Raw genomic sequence first — 17,838 nt, 5'->3', positions numbered from 1 at the left:
CGGCCGGCGGTCGGCATGCGAAGCACGCCTGCCGGTCCTCCTCGTTCGGGCATGCAACGTCTTCACCTCGCTCCCCGTCGGTCACGGTTGAGGGTCGTTCGCTCGCCCCGTCGTCGCTCGAGCCGCTGGGAACGCGCTTCCGGGAGTCCGGCTGCGGTGGCATGATGTGGATCAATACGCAGGTCAGAGCGGTGAGGATCGTTTTGGAGAAGTCGGAGATCCGCTCCGGAGCGGCCGTGCGCTACACGACCGCGGGGCTGCCGGCGTCGCGCAGGCGCGCGTACTGGCGGGAGGCTCTCTCGGAGACCTTCGGATCCGTGGACACGAAGGTGCCCGCCGAGGTCGACCACGGGTCGATCCACGCGTCGCCACTGGGCCCGCTCCAGGCCGTGACCGTGGAGGGGGACGCCCACCGGGCGGAACGGAGCCGGCGTCTCATCGCGGGCAGCGACAACGAGGAGTTCGTCGTCGTCAAGCTCCTCAACCGGGGCACGGTGCACGTCGAGCAGAACTCCCGGGAGAGCTCCATGGCCGCGGGGCAGCTCTTCATGTACGACATGGCACGCCCGATCCGGTTGATCGTGCCCGAGAGGTTCCGTACCCAGTCCCTGGTGATGCCCCGCCAGGCGCTGGGACTGGGGGAGTCCGGCCTCCAGCGGATCACCGCGGTGCCGCTGGGCGGCGACTCGCCCCTCGGCAGGCTGGTGGGGTCGTTCCTGTCCGGGCTCGTCGACACGGCGGACACCTACCAGCCGCACACGGGAGCCTCGGTCGCCGACCACGCGGTGAGCCTGATCCGGACGCTGGCGCAGGAACAACTGGGCCAGGACCTGCGGGAGGCGCCGGACGCCTCGCGGATGATGCTGCTGCGGGTCCAGGCGTACATCAACGAACATCTCGCCGACCGGAACCTCACCCCGGAGACGATCGCCCGTCATCACCACGTGTCCCTGCGCTATCTGCACAAGATCTTCGAGCACGAGGGGCTCACCGTCAGCCGCTGGATCCATCGCCGCCGCCTGGAGCAGTGCCACCGCGCCCTCGGTGACCCACGGAAGGCGGGCAGGGCCATCGCGGCCGTGGCCCACGACTGGGGCTTCGCCAACGCCCCGCACTTCAGCCGTTCGTTCAAGTCCGTCTACGGCGTCTCCCCGCGCGAATGGCGCAGTACGGCCCTGTCCGCGGTCGGGAAGCCGGACTACGCGCAGCGGTCCGGCGGCACTACCGCCTGCCCGGCGGACACCGCCTGACCGAGGGGGACCCGAATACCCTGGGCAACCGCCCCCGCCCCTCACCCGCGCCGGAAGGGACCGGTGGAGGCGGGCCGGGCAGGCCGGCGCAATCCGATACGGACCCCGGCCCTGCGCCCGCCGCGCCCGCCGCACCGGAGGCGGCACCTCGGTGTGCGGCCTCCGCTTCCGGGGTGGGGTCCACCGGCCCGCGCCCCGGCGGTTCCACGGGGCCGAGGCGCCTTGCGGGGTGGCGGGCGTGACGGACCGCCGGGCCGGCCGGACTCCCGGGGCGGCGGCCGGCCTCCTGCCGCTTCTCCCGCCACGGGGTCGGTGATCCTGCGGCGGGGTGACTGGATCGCGGCGGGCCGCCTCGAGCGGGGCGCCGTCCGCCCTCTGTCGTCCGCCGGGCCCCGACCACGCGGTCGGGGCCCGGCGGACGACAGAGGGCGGACGGGTCAGGCGGCACCGCTGTAGTAGTCGCCGACCGTGAGGTGGTAGTCGAGGTCGCCGGCGTGCCGGTCCTGGTGGTACTCGGGCGCGTTCTTGATCTCGTCCTTCGTCCGGTTCACCCACACCGCCCGTTCCCCGGCGTCCACCCGCCGGACCGTTCCGGCGGGCAGGAGGATCTCTCGGCCGAGGACCCACGGGCCAGTGTCGACCACGAGGTGCGCGAAGTCGACGTCCGGGCTGTGCCGGTCGAGCTTCCCGACGTACCCGTCCTTTGCTTCGACCCGGTATCCCGTCAGGTCCAGTGTCGCGCCGTATCCCTCGGCGTTGCTGTAGTCCCACAGTCCGCTGCTCACGGAAGCCTCCTGTGCGGTCGCCGGTCTGCGTGGTGCGACGGTCGCCTTCCCCGGTCGGACCGGAGTATGCGGACCCGGTGCCGTCCGGGGCCCTTGTCCGGCATTCCGCCGCCCGGGTCCGTGCACACCCGGACGGGGCGGGGTGCCCCCGGTCGCTGCGGTTCCTCCCGCGCAGGTGGCCGTGGCGGCCCGTGGCGGCCCGGGGTCAGGTCCGGCCGGCGGCCTGCAGGAGGCGGGGCGGGAGGTAGGGCGAGCGGACGCGGGTGACCCAGCCGCGGGTGCGGCGGGCGTGGCAGGCGAGGGCGAGGACGTCGAGGCTGAGCGGTGCGCCCGGTTCGGTGCCGCGGTCGGCGACGCTGTGGTGGTCGCGGTGGGCTTCCAGGGCGTCGAGGAGGGCGAGGTCGAAGCCGGTCGCGTCGCCCCCGATCAGCTGCGAGAGGAGGACGGCCGGGGCCGGGAGCCAGCCCTCCCGGATGCGCTCCGCCTCCTTCAGCGCCCGCTCGGTGGCCGGGAGCGGGTCGGCGCCGCGGAGGTGGTCGTGCAGGGCGGTGCGGTAGGAGGCGGACGGGGAGCGGTCCTCGGCGGCGATCGTGGGGCCGGCCAGGACCAGGGGTTCGAGGTCCTCGCGGGAGCCCGTGATCAGGGCGAAGGACAGGGCGGTCTGCCAGAGCGCCGGGCCGAAGTCCCGGTCCCGGCGGGCGGGGAAGCGAAGGGCGCGGCCGTCGATCGTCGCCTCGGTCTCGGTGCCCGGCTCGGCGAGGGCGGCCCGGAACACGGCGGCGCCCAGCTGGGAGCCGCGCCGCAGGGTGGCGATCACGGCGTCGGTGGCGTCGTCGCACTCCGAGGCGCGTGCCGCGAGGAGGTAGGTCTGGTAGCGCAGGGCGCCCGTGAGGTCCCGGGCGTTCAGCGGCCGGCCCTCCCCGGCCGTGACGGCTTCCAGGGTGAGCCGCTCCAACCGCGCCTCGTTCTCCGGGCTGCACGGGAGGGCCGGGCCGGTCCGCCCGACGTGGACGGGCCCGGCGGCGAGCGCGGCCAGGGCGTCGGGTCGCGGGTCGCGGCCGAAGGCGCGGACGCGCGGGCCGGCCGTCTCGAAGCCGGTGATCAGGGCGTGCGGGAGGTAGTCGGTGTCGACCGACGGAGTCCAGCCGTGGGTGCGGTACGCGAGGGCGGCGAGGGCTATCGGGACCAGCGGCAGGAGGCTCGCCGGGCCGGTGCCCTGCGGCTCGTCCCGGAGCAGAGCGAGCAGGGCGGCGTCGAAGGCCTCGCGGTCCCCGGCGGCGAGGGCACGCAGAACGCGCAGGCCGGGCTGCAGGTCGGCGACGGGTGCGGTGCTGCCGTCCGGGACGCCGTCGTCCTCGAAGAAGTAGGCCAGGAGGCCGTCGACGAGTTCGAGGGTGGGCGTGGCCGGCCCGCCGGGCATCAGCTGCCGGGCCCAGCCGAAGGCCTCGCCGTGGACGGAGACCTGGTCGCAGACGATGGCGAGGCAGAAGGCGTCGAGCCACTCCCCGGCGGTGACCCGGTGGTGGGGGTCGCGCTCCCGGCCGCGCTCGCGGTCGTAGCTCATGCCGAAGTTCGGGTAGTCGAGGAAGACGTGGAAGCTGTCGACCGGGTAGTAGGCGGCGAAGGAAACGGCGCCGGCGGCCGCGGCGGCGGCGTCCCTGAGCACGGCCCTGGCCTCGGCGCAGTGCAGGTCGGGCCGGGTGGTGGAGAGGGCGCCGAGGTAGTCGAGGAAGGAGTCGGAGATCATCTGCCACTCGGTGGTGGTCATCAGACCGGCGCGGGAGTAGGAGTGGACCTGCCTCCCGATCCGGTTCACGAAGTCCTCGCGGGCTTCCGCCACCCGCGCCCCGTCCACCTGGTGACGTTCGATCCGCACAGTCCCGCTCCCTTGATCATCGGCTGCCCCCAGCCTAGGCAGTGGGTCCGACACCCGGGCCCGCGGGTTCCGGCACCGGGGCCTGTCCCGGCACCCGCCGGCGGACCGCCGCCGGGGCGGTTCAGGGCTCCCGGCCGCTGCCGCGGTCCGACCGGTCCCGACCGTGCGAGCGCCGCCGCCGCAGGTAGTGGACCAGCACCGCGACGGCGACGGCCGCGCCGATCGCGATCGCGGTGAGCCGGCCGACCGTGCCCTCCACCCTGGTGTAGGCGGCTCCGGCGAAGTAGCCGAGCAAGGTGAAACCGACGCCCCAGGCGACCCCACCGAGGGCGTTGTAGAGCAGGAACCGGCGGTACGGCATCCGCGACATCCCGGCCAGCGAGGGCACCAGCGGGCGGAAGAAGGCGATGAACCGTCCGACGAGGACGGCGGCCGGCCCCCGTCGGCGGAGCAGGTCCTGCGCCGTGTCGATCCGCTCGGCGTGGCGCCGCAACGGGCGGGTGCGCAGGATCGCCGGACCGAGGTGGCGGCCGATCTCGTAGCCGGCGGAGTCACCGAGGACGGCCGCGCAGACCACGACCACGACCATCCAGCCGAGGGAGGCCCTGCCCTGGTGGGAGAGGAAGCCACCGAGTACCGCAGCGCTCTCGCCAGGGATGAAGAAACTGAAGAACAGGGCGTCCTCGGCGAGGACCGTGCCACCGACGATCGCGTACACGACGGGTCCGGACAGGCCGCGCAGCCAGTCGGTGATCGAGTGCACGGGCCCACACCCCATCGGCGATCGTGTCTCTTCCACCCCAATGTAGTGTTTCCTCCCCGATGCCTCCCCCGCGCCTCGCCCTGCGGCGCGGGCCACTTGCCACCGCAAGCCCGGCGGCGGGGCGCTGGCTGGTCACCGAGCTGGAGCGGCGAGGTGACGCCGCCATGCGGGAGGCCGCCCCCGGCCTGCCGGCGGACCTGGCCGTCCGGCCGGCGTACGGGCTTTACGAGCACGAGGCGGCCGCGCGGTTGCGCCACAACGCCAGGTCCGCCCAGCCCGATGTCGAATTCGTCCTGGAGATGCGGGTCACCTACTGGGACCAGGGTGGCTGCGTAGGTGGAAATGAAGAACGTTTGTTGATGAGAGCTGGCAGCGCCGAGCGGCTGATGCGCCCTCAAATGTCGATGACAAGTAGGAACGGCTCCGGAGCCTGGGAATGGTGGTGACGCCGACCTGGGGTGTCCGTATTCTTCGCTGGGTGAGTCTGATCGAGATGGTTCCAGGGCAGGTCGAGCTCGTCGTGAAGGGTACAGAGGCGTCGTCGGCTTCTGTCCGGTTGTTCGACTGGTCCCGGGCGGAGTACGAGGTCGCCTTCGCTGTGGAGGCCATCGACGACGGTGTGCAGGCGCGGCTGGAGGCCGTGACCGTGACCGTCTGGGACAAGATGAGCGAGTTCTTCGACGGCCTCGCGCGCGACTTCCGCGGTTGGGAGGGCGAGCGTGTCTGGACCAACAATCACCTGGTCGTGACGGCGGCGTTCGGCTCAGGTGGTCATGTGTATCTGGGCTGGACCCTGCGGTCCGGGTTCTTCCCCGGCGACTGGAGCTGCACTGTGACGACCGTGATCGAGGTCGGCGAAGGAATGACCGCGCTCGCCGCGGACCTGCGGGAATTCCTGCGCGAGGAGTAGGCCGTCGGTGGTCGGCCCGTCCTGGGCACCAATCCAGCTGTCCGCCACGCTCATCCGGAGTGGGTCCTCGCAGGCCTGTGCTGCTCGCGGGCTCTCGCGAACCGCGTTGAGGCGGTCCGGGTCGGCGGGCCAGGAGCCGTCGAGGACGGTGAGGGCGGCGTGGCCGCCGCACTGCCGGGCGCGGTCCGCGCGGGTCAGTGAGAGCGGGGTGCGGTGGGCGCCGACGACGAGCCGCGTGAGGACCTCGTCCGGCGGCCGTGCCGCGGCGAGGCTGATCAGGTCGTCGGCGACGGGGAGGTCCAACGACGTGACGGGCGGGGCCGGTTCGCGGTCCGGCCGCACGGCCTGGCGTAGGAGGTGGGCCGCGCGATCCTACCGGCCCCATGCGCCCGGCCGCCGGGAAACACCGGGCAACCCACTGTTCCCGGCGACCCGTCGGCCCGGGCCGCCCCGCACTCCTCCACGTAGTGCCCGGCCGACCAAAGGAACCGGTCTCACCGAGGTAGGGCCGTGTCCCGCTGAAGTCGGAGAGGCCACCGGGGCATCAGTGACGGGGCCCGGGCACGGTGACGCGGCCTCCACCCAGCTCGACCCGCCACCGTACTGCGGCGCACGCGCACGCCTACGGGCCTTCAGGAAGCTTCGCCTACGTGGCACAGTGGTCCGCCGGGGAGCTGCGGCCGCCTCGTGGAACAGGTGTGCCGCTTCTTCGCTGTGAGACCGCTCGCGCGGTGACCGCGCCCGGGCCCCAGGGCCCGGGCGCGGCCCGGCATGACGCGACCGGCGGCGGTGACCGATGTTCGGGGCCCGCCACGGTGATCGGCGGGCCGCACCCGCCCGGCCCGCACGATCCACCCCCACGAGCGCGGACGCCGCCTTGGCGTGACCGTCCCCCGGCCGGTGGACCACGTCCGCGACCGGCGCCGGCGCGCTCACCGCACCGGCCGCCCACCCGGTTTCGGCATTGAGGCTCGCAAGCAACGGAACGCGGCCTTGTGACTCCACGGCCGGTCCATGGTTGTGCTGCAGACAACCTGGGACCAGCCCGCCTCCCTTCCCGCTGTTGAGATGCCCGACGGATCCCTTGAGACGGCGCTCGCACTCGCTGCGACGGTGCCACCAGGTCTGGGCCCGGCCAAGCACTGGTGACAGGTCACCCTTACCTGCGCCGACCACCCGCTCCCGCCGCTTCCGCCGTTGACGGGTCCGGCTCTGATCGCCGCGGACCAGAGCCTGTGGCAGACCTTCGTCCGCGCTGCTGACAGCGGTACCACCTACGGGTCGCACCGCTTCGACATCGTCGCCTCAGGCGCCTCTCTTGCCGGCACCCTCGCTGCTCCCAAACTCGTCTGGCCGGGCATAGGGAGCATCCTGGAACGGGCCACCGCAGCTTCGGGAACCCGGCTGCGCCCCAGCGCCGCGGGCAAGCGCGCCGCCATCGCCGAACCCCTCCTCGGCGCGCGCAAGGCCCTCGAAGCCCTGGCGGCCAGCCCCGGCTGGCCGCTCCTGCGCCGCTTCCTGCCCGACGATTCCCGCAAGGACCTGCCCCAGGACAGCTGGTGGAAGCTGAAGTCCGCGGTCGTGCTGTCCTGGGAAGCAGTCGTCGCGCAGGACGACGCTGATTGGGACGCACCCGCGCGGCGCGCACAGATCGACGAGTGGACCAGGCAAGGTGTGCTGCGCCGGGGGCTGGTGCTGGGCTGCGGCCACTGCCCGATCTTCGAGTTCTACCCGCTCGCTGAAATCAGCCAGGACCACCGCTGCCGGCGCTGCGGGGGCGGCAACAGTCTCGTGCAGGACCGCTGGAAGCCGTTCGGCGAGCCGCGCTGGTTCTTCGACCTCCACCCGGCCGTTCTGGAGCTGATCGCGAACGACGGCGACGTCCCGCTGCTGGCCACCCAGTACCTGCGAACCCAGCCCTGGGCCCGGCCCGCACTGGTCGGGGAGGAATTCGAACTCCTCCGAGACGGGAACCCCTTCGTCGAGATCGACTTCGCAGTCGCCACCAACGACGAACTGTGGCTCGGCGAGGCGAAGAAGGGCGACAGGTTCGACGGCAATCGCAAGGAGCAGAAGCGGGAGATCTGCAAACTCTTCGAAGGCTGTTCGGCAGTCGGAGCTACCGGACTCGTGCCGGCGACCGCTCAACCTGCCTGGAGCGCTGAACTGATCGGGGTCATCCGGGACGAACTGCGCGGCCGCAGGCAAGCGTACAAGGACATTCCCGGGGTGCGGCTTCTGGCGGGCCTTCGGGAACACCCGCGACTGACATCGCTGTCGCCGAGCGACGCCGGCTGACGGCCGGGTGAGGCCGAGTCGGACACGAGGTGGTGGAGCACAGAAGCGGCGTGCGGCGGAAAGTGGACGGTCCGTGATCGTGGGAGCCAGGTCGGCCCGGTGCAGGTGGTCGGCCCGGGCTCACGAGCGTTCAAGGGCTCCGGCGCGGCATCCGGACCGCCCTGATCGGCAGCAGCCGACAGGCGACCGCGGATTGACTCCGGTCCGTGAGCCGGGCGTTGAGGGTTCGAGGGCTCTGCACCTGGGGCCGTACCGCGACTTTTGTCCGCGGCTCGTCTGCTTTGCGGGACAATCCTTGGCCGGATGGATGTACCCGCCCCGCCGACTGGTTGGGATTTTCCGTGTCGGGACCCGCTGATCGGCTGGATACGCGTCGCGTCGAGTGCGATTCACGGGTGGACCTGATGCTTGATCGTTATCAAACATTCGACGGCTTGTCCGGTTTTGTTCGACATTGGGACGGTGGATTTCTTGGAATCTTCCCCGGTGGCCCTGCCGGTGGAGGTGATTGAAAGACAGAGTTCACCTGCCGCCTCCGGGTTGCACTTTCGTGTGCTCTCGGACGAAGATCCTTCCGATGCCTGACCGGGCGGTCTCTTCGGGCCTGTCCGGGGGAGTTCTATTTCATGAAGGGGAATGCAATGGTGATCTCTCGATCTGCTCGTACGGTCTTTGCCGGTTCCATCGCGGCGCTGGCGATCGGCTGCCTGTCCGCGCCCTCGGCGTCCGCCAACGGGGCGGACAACCACCAGAGTGCGGACGCGTGCAACAGTCATGTGACCAGTGGCTTCAAGTTCTCGCTCTGGTACAACTCTTCGTACGCCGGGTCGCACCGCAACTTCGGCTCGGCTGTCGCCAATTTCGATGACGAGCCCTACGGCGGTTCGATGCCCAGTACCGAGCCGCAGCCCCTCCACTTCTGCCCCGACCAGGGCAACGGGTCAAATGTGCGCGTCAAGAACAATGCCGCGTCCGCGCAGAACCGCAGCACCAGCAACAATTCCGTCATCTTCTTCAGTAGCTGGATGAAGGGTGCCAGGGACACGCTGACGCCGATGTCCAGCTGGTTCAAGCTGAAAGAAACGTACAACAACAACGCTTCTTTCGACTGGCGCTGACGGACGTTGTTGCGGCAGGCGTAGCCCGGCGCGACGCCGGAAATCTCTTCCACCTTTTTCTGTGTCCGATTGGAGATCGGGAACCATCATGCCTTTTGGTCGCCGGGGTTTGGCGGTGCTTGGCGCCGCAGCGGTGTGCGTCACCGCCGCCGGGTGCTCCCACGATTCGACGTCCGCCGCAGGCCGCCCCGACCCCGCACCGGCCACGGCCGCGCCGGTCCCCACGGGTGCCGGCTTCGACCGCGCCAACCCGGCGACGTGGAAGCTCCCCCTGGAGGCGTACCTCATGTCGGACGAGGAACTGAGCCAGCTGGGACGCGCCATGAGCTCCCTGACCGAGGACTGCATGCGCGACGCCGGCCGCAGTAACTACCGCGCGCTGCCGCAACTGCCCAAGGCCGGACCCAAGACCCTGACCGACCAGCGCTACGGCAGCCACGACGCCGTGCTGGCCGGCACCCGCGGGTATCACCCCGACGCCGCGGAGAAGGCCGCCCACGACGCGGCCGTGGAAGCCATGGTCGCCTCGGGAACGCGGGGCGAGGACGCCGTGGCCGAGAACGGATGCGGGCAGCAGGCCAAGCAGCGGATCGGCGATGCGCAGGCGGGATTCCAGCTGGCCGAGCGACTGGCCAACGAAGCGTTCCTCAAGGCCAAGCAGGAACCCGAGGTCACGGCGGCGTTCACGCAGTGGTCGGCGTGCATGAAGGAAAGCGGCTACAACTACCGCGAGCCGCTCGACGCCTCGGACGACCCGAAGTTCGGGCGCGAGGTGACCAAGGCCGAGATCGACACGGCCCTGACCGACCTGAAGTGCCGCACCCGCACGGACGTGGCGTGGATCTGGTACGAGGCCGAGGCCCGGTTGCAGAAGGACGCTGCGGAGAAGAACGCCCAGGCCCTGCATGCCGCGCGCACGAACCTGGACACCACCGTGAAGAACATCAGCGCCGTCCTGGCCGGCAAGCGCTAGGGAGGCGCAGATGACATCGGATGGTCCTGCCGCCGCACCAATCGACGGCCCGCAGGAGCCGCGACAGGACGCGCCCTCCCGCGGGAGCCGGCGCGAGGACCCGGGTACGCGCCGCCGCGGGCTGCTGGCCGCCGTGGTGATCGGTTCGGTACTGGTGGGCGCGGCCGGTGCCGGTGCCGCCGCCCTGCTGAAGTCACCCGCCCAGGTGGCGGCCGAGACTGCGGCACCCGAGCCGGACACGCTCACCGCCCCGGTCGAGCACAAGGTCATCGCGGACCTGCTGGTCACCCGCGGCAAGGTCACCGCCGCGTCGACCACCGATATCTCCGTACCGAGCGGCGGCGGAGCACCGGGCACCCGCCCGCTGGTCACCAAGGTCAAGGTGAAGGCCGGCGACCAACTCTCGCACGGAAAGGTGCTGTTCGAGATGTCGGGCCGCCCGGTGTTCACGCTCGCCGGAGCACTGCCCGCGTACCGGGACCTGCAGACCGGGGCCAAGGGCGAGGACGTCGCCCAGCTCCAGAACGCCCTGGCCAGGGCCGGCCACCGCACCTCGCCGGACGCCTCCGGGACGTTCGGCGCCGGTACCGAACGAGCGGTGACCGCGTTCTACAAGTCGATCGGCTACGCCCCGGTCCGGAACACGGTTCCGGCGCCCGACGCCAAGCCGGCCCCGGACGGCCCGGCCCGGTCGGGACCGGGCGACAAGAGCAGCGACGGAAAGACGGCGCCGATGACGCCGACGGCCTCACCGACCACCCCCGCCCGGCCCCGCACGACCGTCACGGTGCCCATGTCGGAAGTGGTGTTCCTGAACACCCTGCCCGTACGCGCGGACACCGTCGAGGCCACCGTCGGCAAGGCACCGGGAGAGAAGCTGATGACGGTCTCCACCGGCAGCCCCCTCGTCGTCGCCGACGTGTCGGCCCGGGAGAAGACCCTCCTCAGGAATGGCCAGCCGGCCGAGATCGTCGCCGAGGACACCGGGGCGAGGACACCCGGGACCGTCCAGGACGTCACCGACGCCCCCCGGACGGCCAAGGGGGACCAGCCCGGCGCAGCCTCCGGCTACCTGCTGCGCGTCCTGCCCGCAGCCCCGCTCCCCGCCGAACTCGCCGGCAAGGAGGTCCGGGTCTCCGTCACCGCCTCCTCCTCCGAAGGACCGGTTCTCGCCGTACCGTCGACGGCAGTCTCGACAGGTGCCGACGGCCGGACCGGCGTCACCGTACTCGGCGCCGACGGCATCCGCCGCGTCCCGGTACACCCCGGCGCCTCCGGCGGCGGATTCGTCGAGGTCGTCCCCGACACGGGCGCGACGCTCGTCCCCGGCGACAAGGTCGTGGTCGGCGGCAGCCGATGAGCGAACCGGTCATCGAGCTGCACCGCGCCGGGCTGACCTACCCCGGCCCGCCCGAGGTGACGGCACTGCACCCGTGCGACCTGAGCGTGGAACGCGGCGACTACATCACGGTCATGGGCCCCTCCGGCGCCGGAAAGTCCACCTTCCTCAACATCATCGGCCTCCTCGACGAGCCCACGTGCGGCCGCTACGTCCTGGACGGCATCGACACCGCCACCATCGGCGACGCCGAGCGCACCTCCCTGCGCGGCAGGCGCATCGGATTCGTCTTCCAGTCCTTCCACCTGCTGGCCCACCGCAGCGCCCGCGAGAACGTCGAACTGGCCATGCTCTACCAGCGCGTCGCCCGCGGTGTGCGCAGGCAGCGGGCCGAACAGGCACTGCGCCGCGTCGGCCTGGGCCACCGCCTCGGCGCGCTGCCCACCAGACTCTCCGGAGGCGAACGCCAGCGCGTCGCCATCGCCCGGGCGCTGGCCGCCGAACCGTCCCTGCTGCTGTGCGACGAGCCGACCGGCAACCTCGATTCGCAGACCGCCGGCTCCCTCCTCGACCTGCTCGACGGCCTGCACCGCGACGGCATGACCATCGTCGTGATCACCCACGATCCCGAGGTCGCCCGCCGTGGCCGACGGACCATCACCATTCGCGACGGCCAGGTGCTGGCATGAAGCTACCCCGTTCCCGGATGTCCTTTCGCGACCTCGCCTCGGAGGCCGTGGCCGGCGTACTGCAGCGCCCGGCCCGCTCCGCGCTGACCGCCGTCGGCACCGTGCTGGGCGTCGGAACCCTGATCGCCGTCACCGGCCTCACCAGCACCGCCGCCTCCCAGATCGACGCCCGCTTCAGCGAACTGACCGCGACCGAGGTCACCGTCGACGACATCGCGCCCCAAACGCCCGGCCAGAACAGCCCGGCGTTCCCCGCGGACGCCGACGCACGGATCGAGGCGCTTCGGGGCGTCACCGCCGCCGGTGTCTCCTGGCACGTACGGCTGCCGACCGGCCAGAGCGTCGCCAGCGGCCCGCCCGGCGCAACCTACTCCGTCACCGACCGCCAGGCTCAGCTCGTCGCCGCGTCCGCCGGCACCCTGCGGGCCACCGAACCCGCCCTGCGCCAGGGCCGTGCCTACGACGACTTCCACGACCGGCACCGCCAGCGGGTCGCCCTGCTCGGCGCCACCACCGCCGCACGACTGGGCATCACCGACCTGCGGGCGCAGCCCGCCGTGTTCATCGGCAGCACCCCCTTCTCCGTCATCGGCATCATCAACGACGTCCGGCGCCGTCCGGACCTGCTCACCTCCGTGATCGTCCCGCGCACCACCGCCGAGGAACTCTGGGGCCCGCCGACCGACGACCGCGCCAAGATGCTCATCACCACCCGGCTCGGCGCGGCCACCCAGGTCGCCGCCGAAGCCCCCCTGGCCCTGCGCCCCGAGCATCCCGACCACCTGCGCGCCACCCCGCCGCCCGACCCCCGCAGCCTGCGCACAGGAGTGGAGAACGACCTCGGGCAGCTCTTCCTCCTCCTCGCGACGGTCTGTCTCGTGATCGGGGCGGTCGGCATCGCCAACACCACGCTGGTCGCCGTCCTGGAACGCAGCGGTGAGATCGGTCTGCGCCGCGCCCTCGGCGCCCGCGCAGGACACATCACCGCCCAGTTCCTCGCCGAATCCACCATGCTGGGCCTGCTCGGCGGCCTGGCCGGGGCCTGCCTGGGCACCGTGACCATCGTCGCCGTCGCCGCCGCAAAGCAGTGGACCCCGGTCCTGCACCCGGCCACCATCGCCACCGCCCCGCTCCTGGGACTGGCCACCGGGCTGATCGCCGGTGTCTACCCCGCCTGGCGGGCCTCCCGGATCCAACCCGCCGAAGCGCTCAGACGGTAACCCCCAGTACCCGATCGCCCGAAGTGTCCCCTCGCACCGCCAGGGGACACCAGGCCCCGCCGCCGCCCTGCCGACCGGTCTCCTCGTCACCCGCCCCGGTCGCCGGCAGCCCGCGCCCCGACTTGGGCGCGGACCCCCCCTCGCGAGAAGTTGCCCCCGACTACGGAGGCGCCCGGCCCCGGACAGCGCCGCGACCGCCGCCCGGGTACCCACCGCCACCTCGCGCACGCGTTCGGCTTCGGCCTCCCCGCTTCCGGTCCGCGCCACAGGCCCGGGCCGGCCGTCGCGCCACAACGCGGCACCCACCGAAGATGAAGGAGCCACTCTTGCGGCTGAAACCAATTTTCGGACGCCCGGCCGCAGTGGTGATCACCACTGCCCTGGCCGCGTCCCTGATACAGGGGGTGGCGGCCAGAGCCGATACCCCGGTGCCCGCCGACCCGCCCTCACAGCAGACTGTCGAGCACCCCTCCGAGATCGACCCCGCCAAGCGCACGGAGATCCTCGGCAAGGGCTGGGAGCACTCCGCTGACAAGGCCTGGACGACCTCCGGCGACGGCGACGGCTTCCACATCCTGGCCGCGAACGCCAAGGACGGCTACAACTGGCGGACCGTCACCACACTGCGTGAGAACGGCTTCGACGCTGATCAGTGGATCGGCAACGCCTGCCTCACCGGCTCCGGCAAGCACGTCGTCGCCGTCTACGCGCCACGGACCTTCACCAACAAGCCCGAACTGTTCGAGCGCGGGGGCTTCAGCGCCGTCGTCGACCTGGAGAGCGGGAACGTCGCCAAGCTGCCGGTCCACGCCTCGCTCGCCTATTTCAGCCCCGGCTGCGGCAACGGCGAGGACGCCGTCCTCACCCAGGGCGGCGAGGACAAGGGCGGCACCCGGCTGATCCGGGTCGACGCGGCGGCGGCGAAGAGCTCCGCCCCCGTCACCGTCGATGGACAGGTCACCTCCGCTGTCCCGGTCAAGGAAGGCGCCATCGTTGCGGCCGACACCAACCGCCTGATCACGATCAGCGACAAGGGGGAGCGTCGACAGCTCGCCGTCACCGACGGCACACCGTTTCACGTGAAGGCGGACCAGGACGGCGGCGTCGTGTTCATGGACGCCGCCGGGAACAACGCCCAGGTCAAGCGCGTGCAGACCGACACGCCCGTGCCGGACCCCAAGACCCGGACCCTCGCCACGGGCGAACTCCCGGAACTCGGGCTCACCTCCGCCGCACAGGGCAAGGTCTACATCACCGGCAGCCCGAAGAAGGTCGAGACCCTCCCGGAAGGGGTGAGGACCGTCCAGGCCCCCGCCGACGCCACCGTCTCCACCGAAGGCCTCGCCGCCGTCGCCCGCCCCAGCCCGACGGTACCGGGCAACCCGGTACCGTCCTCGGACACCGCAGCAGGACCCAGGCCCGTCGCCATCACCGTCAGCGTCCCCTCGACCGGCAAGTCGGCCGAGTTCACCGTGACCCCCTCCCCAGCCGCCGAAGGCGCCGTCGCCGTGCCGTCGCCCGCGCTCCCAGGCAGCACACCGGCCCCCTCGGTGCCCGCTGGGCTGAAGGGACGCAGCGCTCCCGCACAGATATTCCCGGCCGCCGCAGCCACGCCGGTGCGAGAAGGCTCGCCTTCGGATCCGGTCGAGACCGAGCGCACCTGTGCGGTCCCACGCAATGACCCGCGCAACCAGGCCATGCAGCCCAAACCCCGCCAGGTCGAATGGGCCGTCGACCAGGCAGTCGTCGGCAACCTCAACATCCAGCGGCCGGCGAACTGGAAGAACCTCGCCATGCCGGCCTACACCCCGCAGGGACTCTTCCCCTCGATCCCGCTGGAAGGCGGGGGCCGCGTCCCCGCGCAGATCATGCTGGGCATCATCGCCCAGGAATCCAACATGTGGCAGGCCAGCCGTGTCGCGGTGCCCGGCGTCACCGGCAACACACTGATCGGCAACTTCTACGGCCGCGAACTGTACAACGCCTCTACCGGCGACGACTGGGACATCCACTGGGACAAGGCCGACTGCGGCTACGGCCTCACCCAGCAGACGGACGGCATGCGCCTGCCGCAGGACAGCCCGGACGGGAAAGCCCTGCCACACCAGACCCAGCGCGCGGTCGCCCTCGACTACGCCACCAACGTGGCGGCTGGCCTGCGCACCCTCCAGGAGAAGTGGAACCAGACCAGGTCGGCGGGCATGGTCCTCAACAACGGGGACTCCGCGAAGGTGGAGAACTGGTTCTACGCGGCCTGGGCCTACAACTCCGGCTTCTACGCCAAGACTGCCGACGGCTCCCCCTGGGGCCTGGGTTGGTCCAACAACCCGGCGAACCCCAACTACCCGGCCAACCGCAAGCCGTTTCTCCACCACAACAGTTATGCCGATGCCGCCCACCCGCAGAACTGGCCCTACCCGGAGAAGGTCATGGGCTGGGCCGCATACCCGATCGAGGCGCTGGAATCCCCGGGCAAGACCGTCTCCGGCTACCGCCAAGCCTGGTGGAACGGCGACGCCAACCGCACCGCCAGCACCCCGCCGCGGGACCTGTTCTGCAACGACTCGAACTCCTGCAGGCCCGGCCAGTCCTTCACCCCCAACGCGCCGGAGGTGGCCGGGGCCAAGGCCGGCCCCTGCGCCCGCCAGAACGCCGCAGGCCAGTACGACCTGAAGTGCTGGTTCAACCAGTCGGCCACCTGGAAGAAGGACTGCTCCTACTCCTGCGGCAACGACCTCGTCCGCTTCAACACCACCTACCCGGAAGAAGCCGACGGCACCGCCTATCCGCCCAAATGCGCCGTTGGCGCGAGCCTCCCGGCCGGCGCCCTGATCATCGACGACATCGCCGACAACATTGCCTCCGTGCGTCCGAACTGCCAGCGCACCCCCAACGCCGGGACGTTCACCTTCGACTTCCCCAAGGACTCGACCGGCCACTACCCGTCCAAGGTTGACCTCCACCAACTCGGTGCGGGATTCGGTGGCCACTTCTACTTCTCCCACACACGAAAGGACGACGAGAAGGGCCGACGGCTGAAGATCACGGGCACCTGGACCTTCAAGGACAAGGTCGCCGGGCCCGCCACGGTATACATCCACATCCCCGACCACGGGGCGCAGACGGCTGACGCCCGCTACCAGGTCGAGACCGCCGACGGGATCAGGACCTTCCCGATCCATCAGAAGGCGAACGCGAACCGCTGGCTCGCCATCGGGGACTTCTGGTTCCGCGACCCGCCCAAGATCTCGCTCAGCACCATCGCCCTCGACGGCACCGGGGACGCCGACATCGCCTGGGACGCCGTCGCCGTCGCCCCCTTGGAACCCTCGGCAGCGGTCCTCCCGGACGTCATCCTGCCTCCCGAGAACCCCGACGCCCCCGAGTCCGACTACGAGGAGAGCGGCAAGCCCCTGCTCCTCGACAACACCGTCACCCCGAGCGCCAAGACCCCCAGCCTGTTCCGGTCGCCGAAGGCGGCGGCCGAGGCCCGGACAGCGGTGCGCTCGGCGGCCGCCGGCGCGGGCATCCCGCCCTCGCTCGTCGACTGGTGCAACAACGGCCCAGGGCAGAAGCAGATCACCAGGTTCGAGACCTGCTTCGCCAAACCGGTTGACGTCATCGCCTACCAGGACAAGGTCCCCGTCGGCCACGCCCGGTTCCTCATGCAGGACGAGACCAAGGCGGTCAAGAACAACACGAAGATCCAGCACAGGGTCATCCTGGTACCCGTCGACAACAACATCCCCGAACTCACGCTGACGTTCAAGCCGCAGTGCCTGCCTGCCGCCGAGTGCACCATGTCCAGCGCCACGTGGACAGGATCGCCGACCTGGGTTCCCGGCGACGCGCACGCCGTCAGCATCGACTACACCACCACCTGGTACCAGGGCGCGAAGAGCCTCTCCACGCTCCAGTTCCTCTCCACTCTCACCGGGTCGGTACCGGGCTCCACGACCGTCTCCGACGCCACCTGGGGCGACAACCGATTCAGCTTCCGGTGCGACGAGAGGCCCCACGGAACGGGTTTCAACCGCGGCTGCGTTGTGCCCGCCTACACGCCCACCTACACCGTGAACACGGCACGCTTCCCGACCGCGAGCGCCATGTACTGGATCCTCCAGAAGCGGCTGCGGACCACCCCCGGCAGCAAGGCCAACAAGACCCCGTTGCACCGGGAGGCCGACCAGGACGTACGCGACCGCAACCGCGCCAAGATCTGCCCGGACAACTACCCCCGTTACGACCAGGTCCCGAAACCGACCTGCGACGAATACCCCTTCGCCGCGACGAAGGAGAGCGGCGGCCAGAACGGAGCGACCGGCAACGACTGCGTCCAACTGGTCGGACTCCAACTGCCCAACGGCGGATGGGAACTGCGCACCGACCCCCGGCCTCAGTTCTCCGGACCGCCCACCTGGTCCGAGGTCTGCGGGCGGGCAACCATCACCGACCCGCACAACAACGGGGCCGGACGGCACCTGGGGATCTTCTACAACGCCCAACGAGTCATCGACAACGACCCCTTCTACGTCGACACACCGGGGTTCGAGAACTGCACGAACACGGTCTGCAGGATCGACCCGGCGATCAAGCCGTAAGGTCATGAACACCTGC

The 17,838-nt window shown here is 71.1% G+C and carries 13 protein-coding genes; 10 read left to right on the top strand and 3 right to left on the bottom strand.

Annotated features, from left to right (window positions below; translation table 11 throughout):
• The first annotated feature begins 161 nt into the window (after positions 1-161).
• Positions 162-1,250, top strand: coding sequence for a helix-turn-helix domain-containing protein (locus tag BLU95_RS01010; RefSeq protein WP_093858214.1), 1,089 nt, complete (start codon positions 162-164; stop codon positions 1,248-1,250).
• 437 nt (positions 1,251-1,687) lie between these two features.
• On the opposite strand, the gene BLU95_RS01005 is transcribed toward BLU95_RS01010, so the two are convergent.
• The 3 genes from BLU95_RS01005 to BLU95_RS00995 form a co-directional block, all read right to left on the bottom strand.
• On the bottom strand, positions 1,688-2,035 hold the full coding sequence (locus BLU95_RS01005) for a PRC domain containing protein (protein ID WP_093858213.1): 348 nt from the start codon (positions 2,033-2,035) through the stop codon (positions 1,688-1,690).
• Between the two features lie 205 nt (positions 2,036-2,240).
• A complete protein-coding gene (locus BLU95_RS01000; protein WP_231978179.1) occupies positions 2,241-3,911 on the bottom strand; it encodes an immunity 49 family protein in 1,671 nt (556 codons plus the stop codon).
• A 121-nt stretch (positions 3,912-4,032) separates the two neighbouring features.
• Positions 4,033-4,674: a DedA family protein gene (locus tag BLU95_RS00995; RefSeq protein WP_093858212.1), complete on the bottom strand. Its 642-nt coding sequence runs from the start codon at positions 4,672-4,674 to the stop codon at positions 4,033-4,035.
• 164 nt (positions 4,675-4,838) lie between these two features.
• Between BLU95_RS00995 and BLU95_RS00990 the strand changes: the two genes are divergently transcribed.
• From BLU95_RS00990 to BLU95_RS00950, 9 genes are all read left to right on the top strand, one after another.
• Positions 4,839-5,120, top strand: a complete 282-nt coding sequence (locus BLU95_RS00990) for a hypothetical protein (protein WP_093858211.1) — start codon at positions 4,839-4,841, stop codon at positions 5,118-5,120.
• Positions 5,121-5,152: 32 nt separating this feature from the next.
• A complete protein-coding gene (locus BLU95_RS00985) occupies positions 5,153-5,584 on the top strand; it encodes a DUF6228 family protein (RefSeq protein WP_093864551.1) in 432 nt (143 codons plus the stop codon).
• A 1,197-nt stretch (positions 5,585-6,781) separates the two neighbouring features.
• Positions 6,782-7,882, top strand: coding sequence for a hypothetical protein (locus tag BLU95_RS00980; protein ID WP_093858210.1), 1,101 nt, complete (start codon positions 6,782-6,784; stop codon positions 7,880-7,882).
• A 641-nt stretch (positions 7,883-8,523) separates the two neighbouring features.
• Positions 8,524-9,000 (top strand): hypothetical protein, encoded by a 477-nt coding sequence (locus BLU95_RS41995; protein WP_159424688.1) that lies wholly within the window; start codon positions 8,524-8,526, stop codon positions 8,998-9,000.
• A gap of 286 nt (positions 9,001-9,286) precedes the next feature.
• Positions 9,287-9,973 carry a hypothetical protein gene (locus BLU95_RS00970; protein WP_159424687.1) on the top strand — a complete coding sequence of 229 codons (687 nt, stop codon included), beginning with the start codon at positions 9,287-9,289 and terminating at the stop codon, positions 9,971-9,973.
• 10 nt (positions 9,974-9,983) lie between these two features.
• Positions 9,984-11,333, top strand: a complete 1,350-nt coding sequence (locus BLU95_RS00965) for a peptidoglycan-binding protein (protein WP_093858207.1) — start codon at positions 9,984-9,986, stop codon at positions 11,331-11,333.
• Positions 11,330-12,001 (top strand): ABC transporter ATP-binding protein, encoded by a 672-nt coding sequence (locus tag BLU95_RS00960; protein ID WP_093858206.1) that lies wholly within the window; start codon positions 11,330-11,332, stop codon positions 11,999-12,001. The genes BLU95_RS00965 and BLU95_RS00960 overlap by 4 nt, the downstream gene beginning before the upstream one ends.
• Entirely contained in the window at positions 11,998-13,221 is a 1,224-nt protein-coding gene (locus BLU95_RS00955) for an ABC transporter permease (protein ID WP_093858205.1), read from the top strand. The genes BLU95_RS00960 and BLU95_RS00955 overlap by 4 nt, the downstream gene beginning before the upstream one ends.
• Positions 13,222-13,532: 311 nt before the next feature.
• Positions 13,533-17,822, top strand: a complete 4,290-nt coding sequence (locus BLU95_RS00950) for a golvesin C-terminal-like domain-containing protein (RefSeq protein ID WP_159424686.1) — start codon at positions 13,533-13,535, stop codon at positions 17,820-17,822.
• Positions 17,823-17,838: the final 16 nt, after the last annotated feature.

Origin of the sequence: Streptomyces sp. TLI_053 (genome assembly GCF_900105395.1) — a bacterium.
GTDB lineage: Bacteria > Actinomycetota > Actinomycetes > Streptomycetales > Streptomycetaceae > Kitasatospora.
The sequence above is the reverse complement of the archived record's forward strand: the minus strand, read 5'-3'. Positions and strand labels throughout refer to the sequence as shown.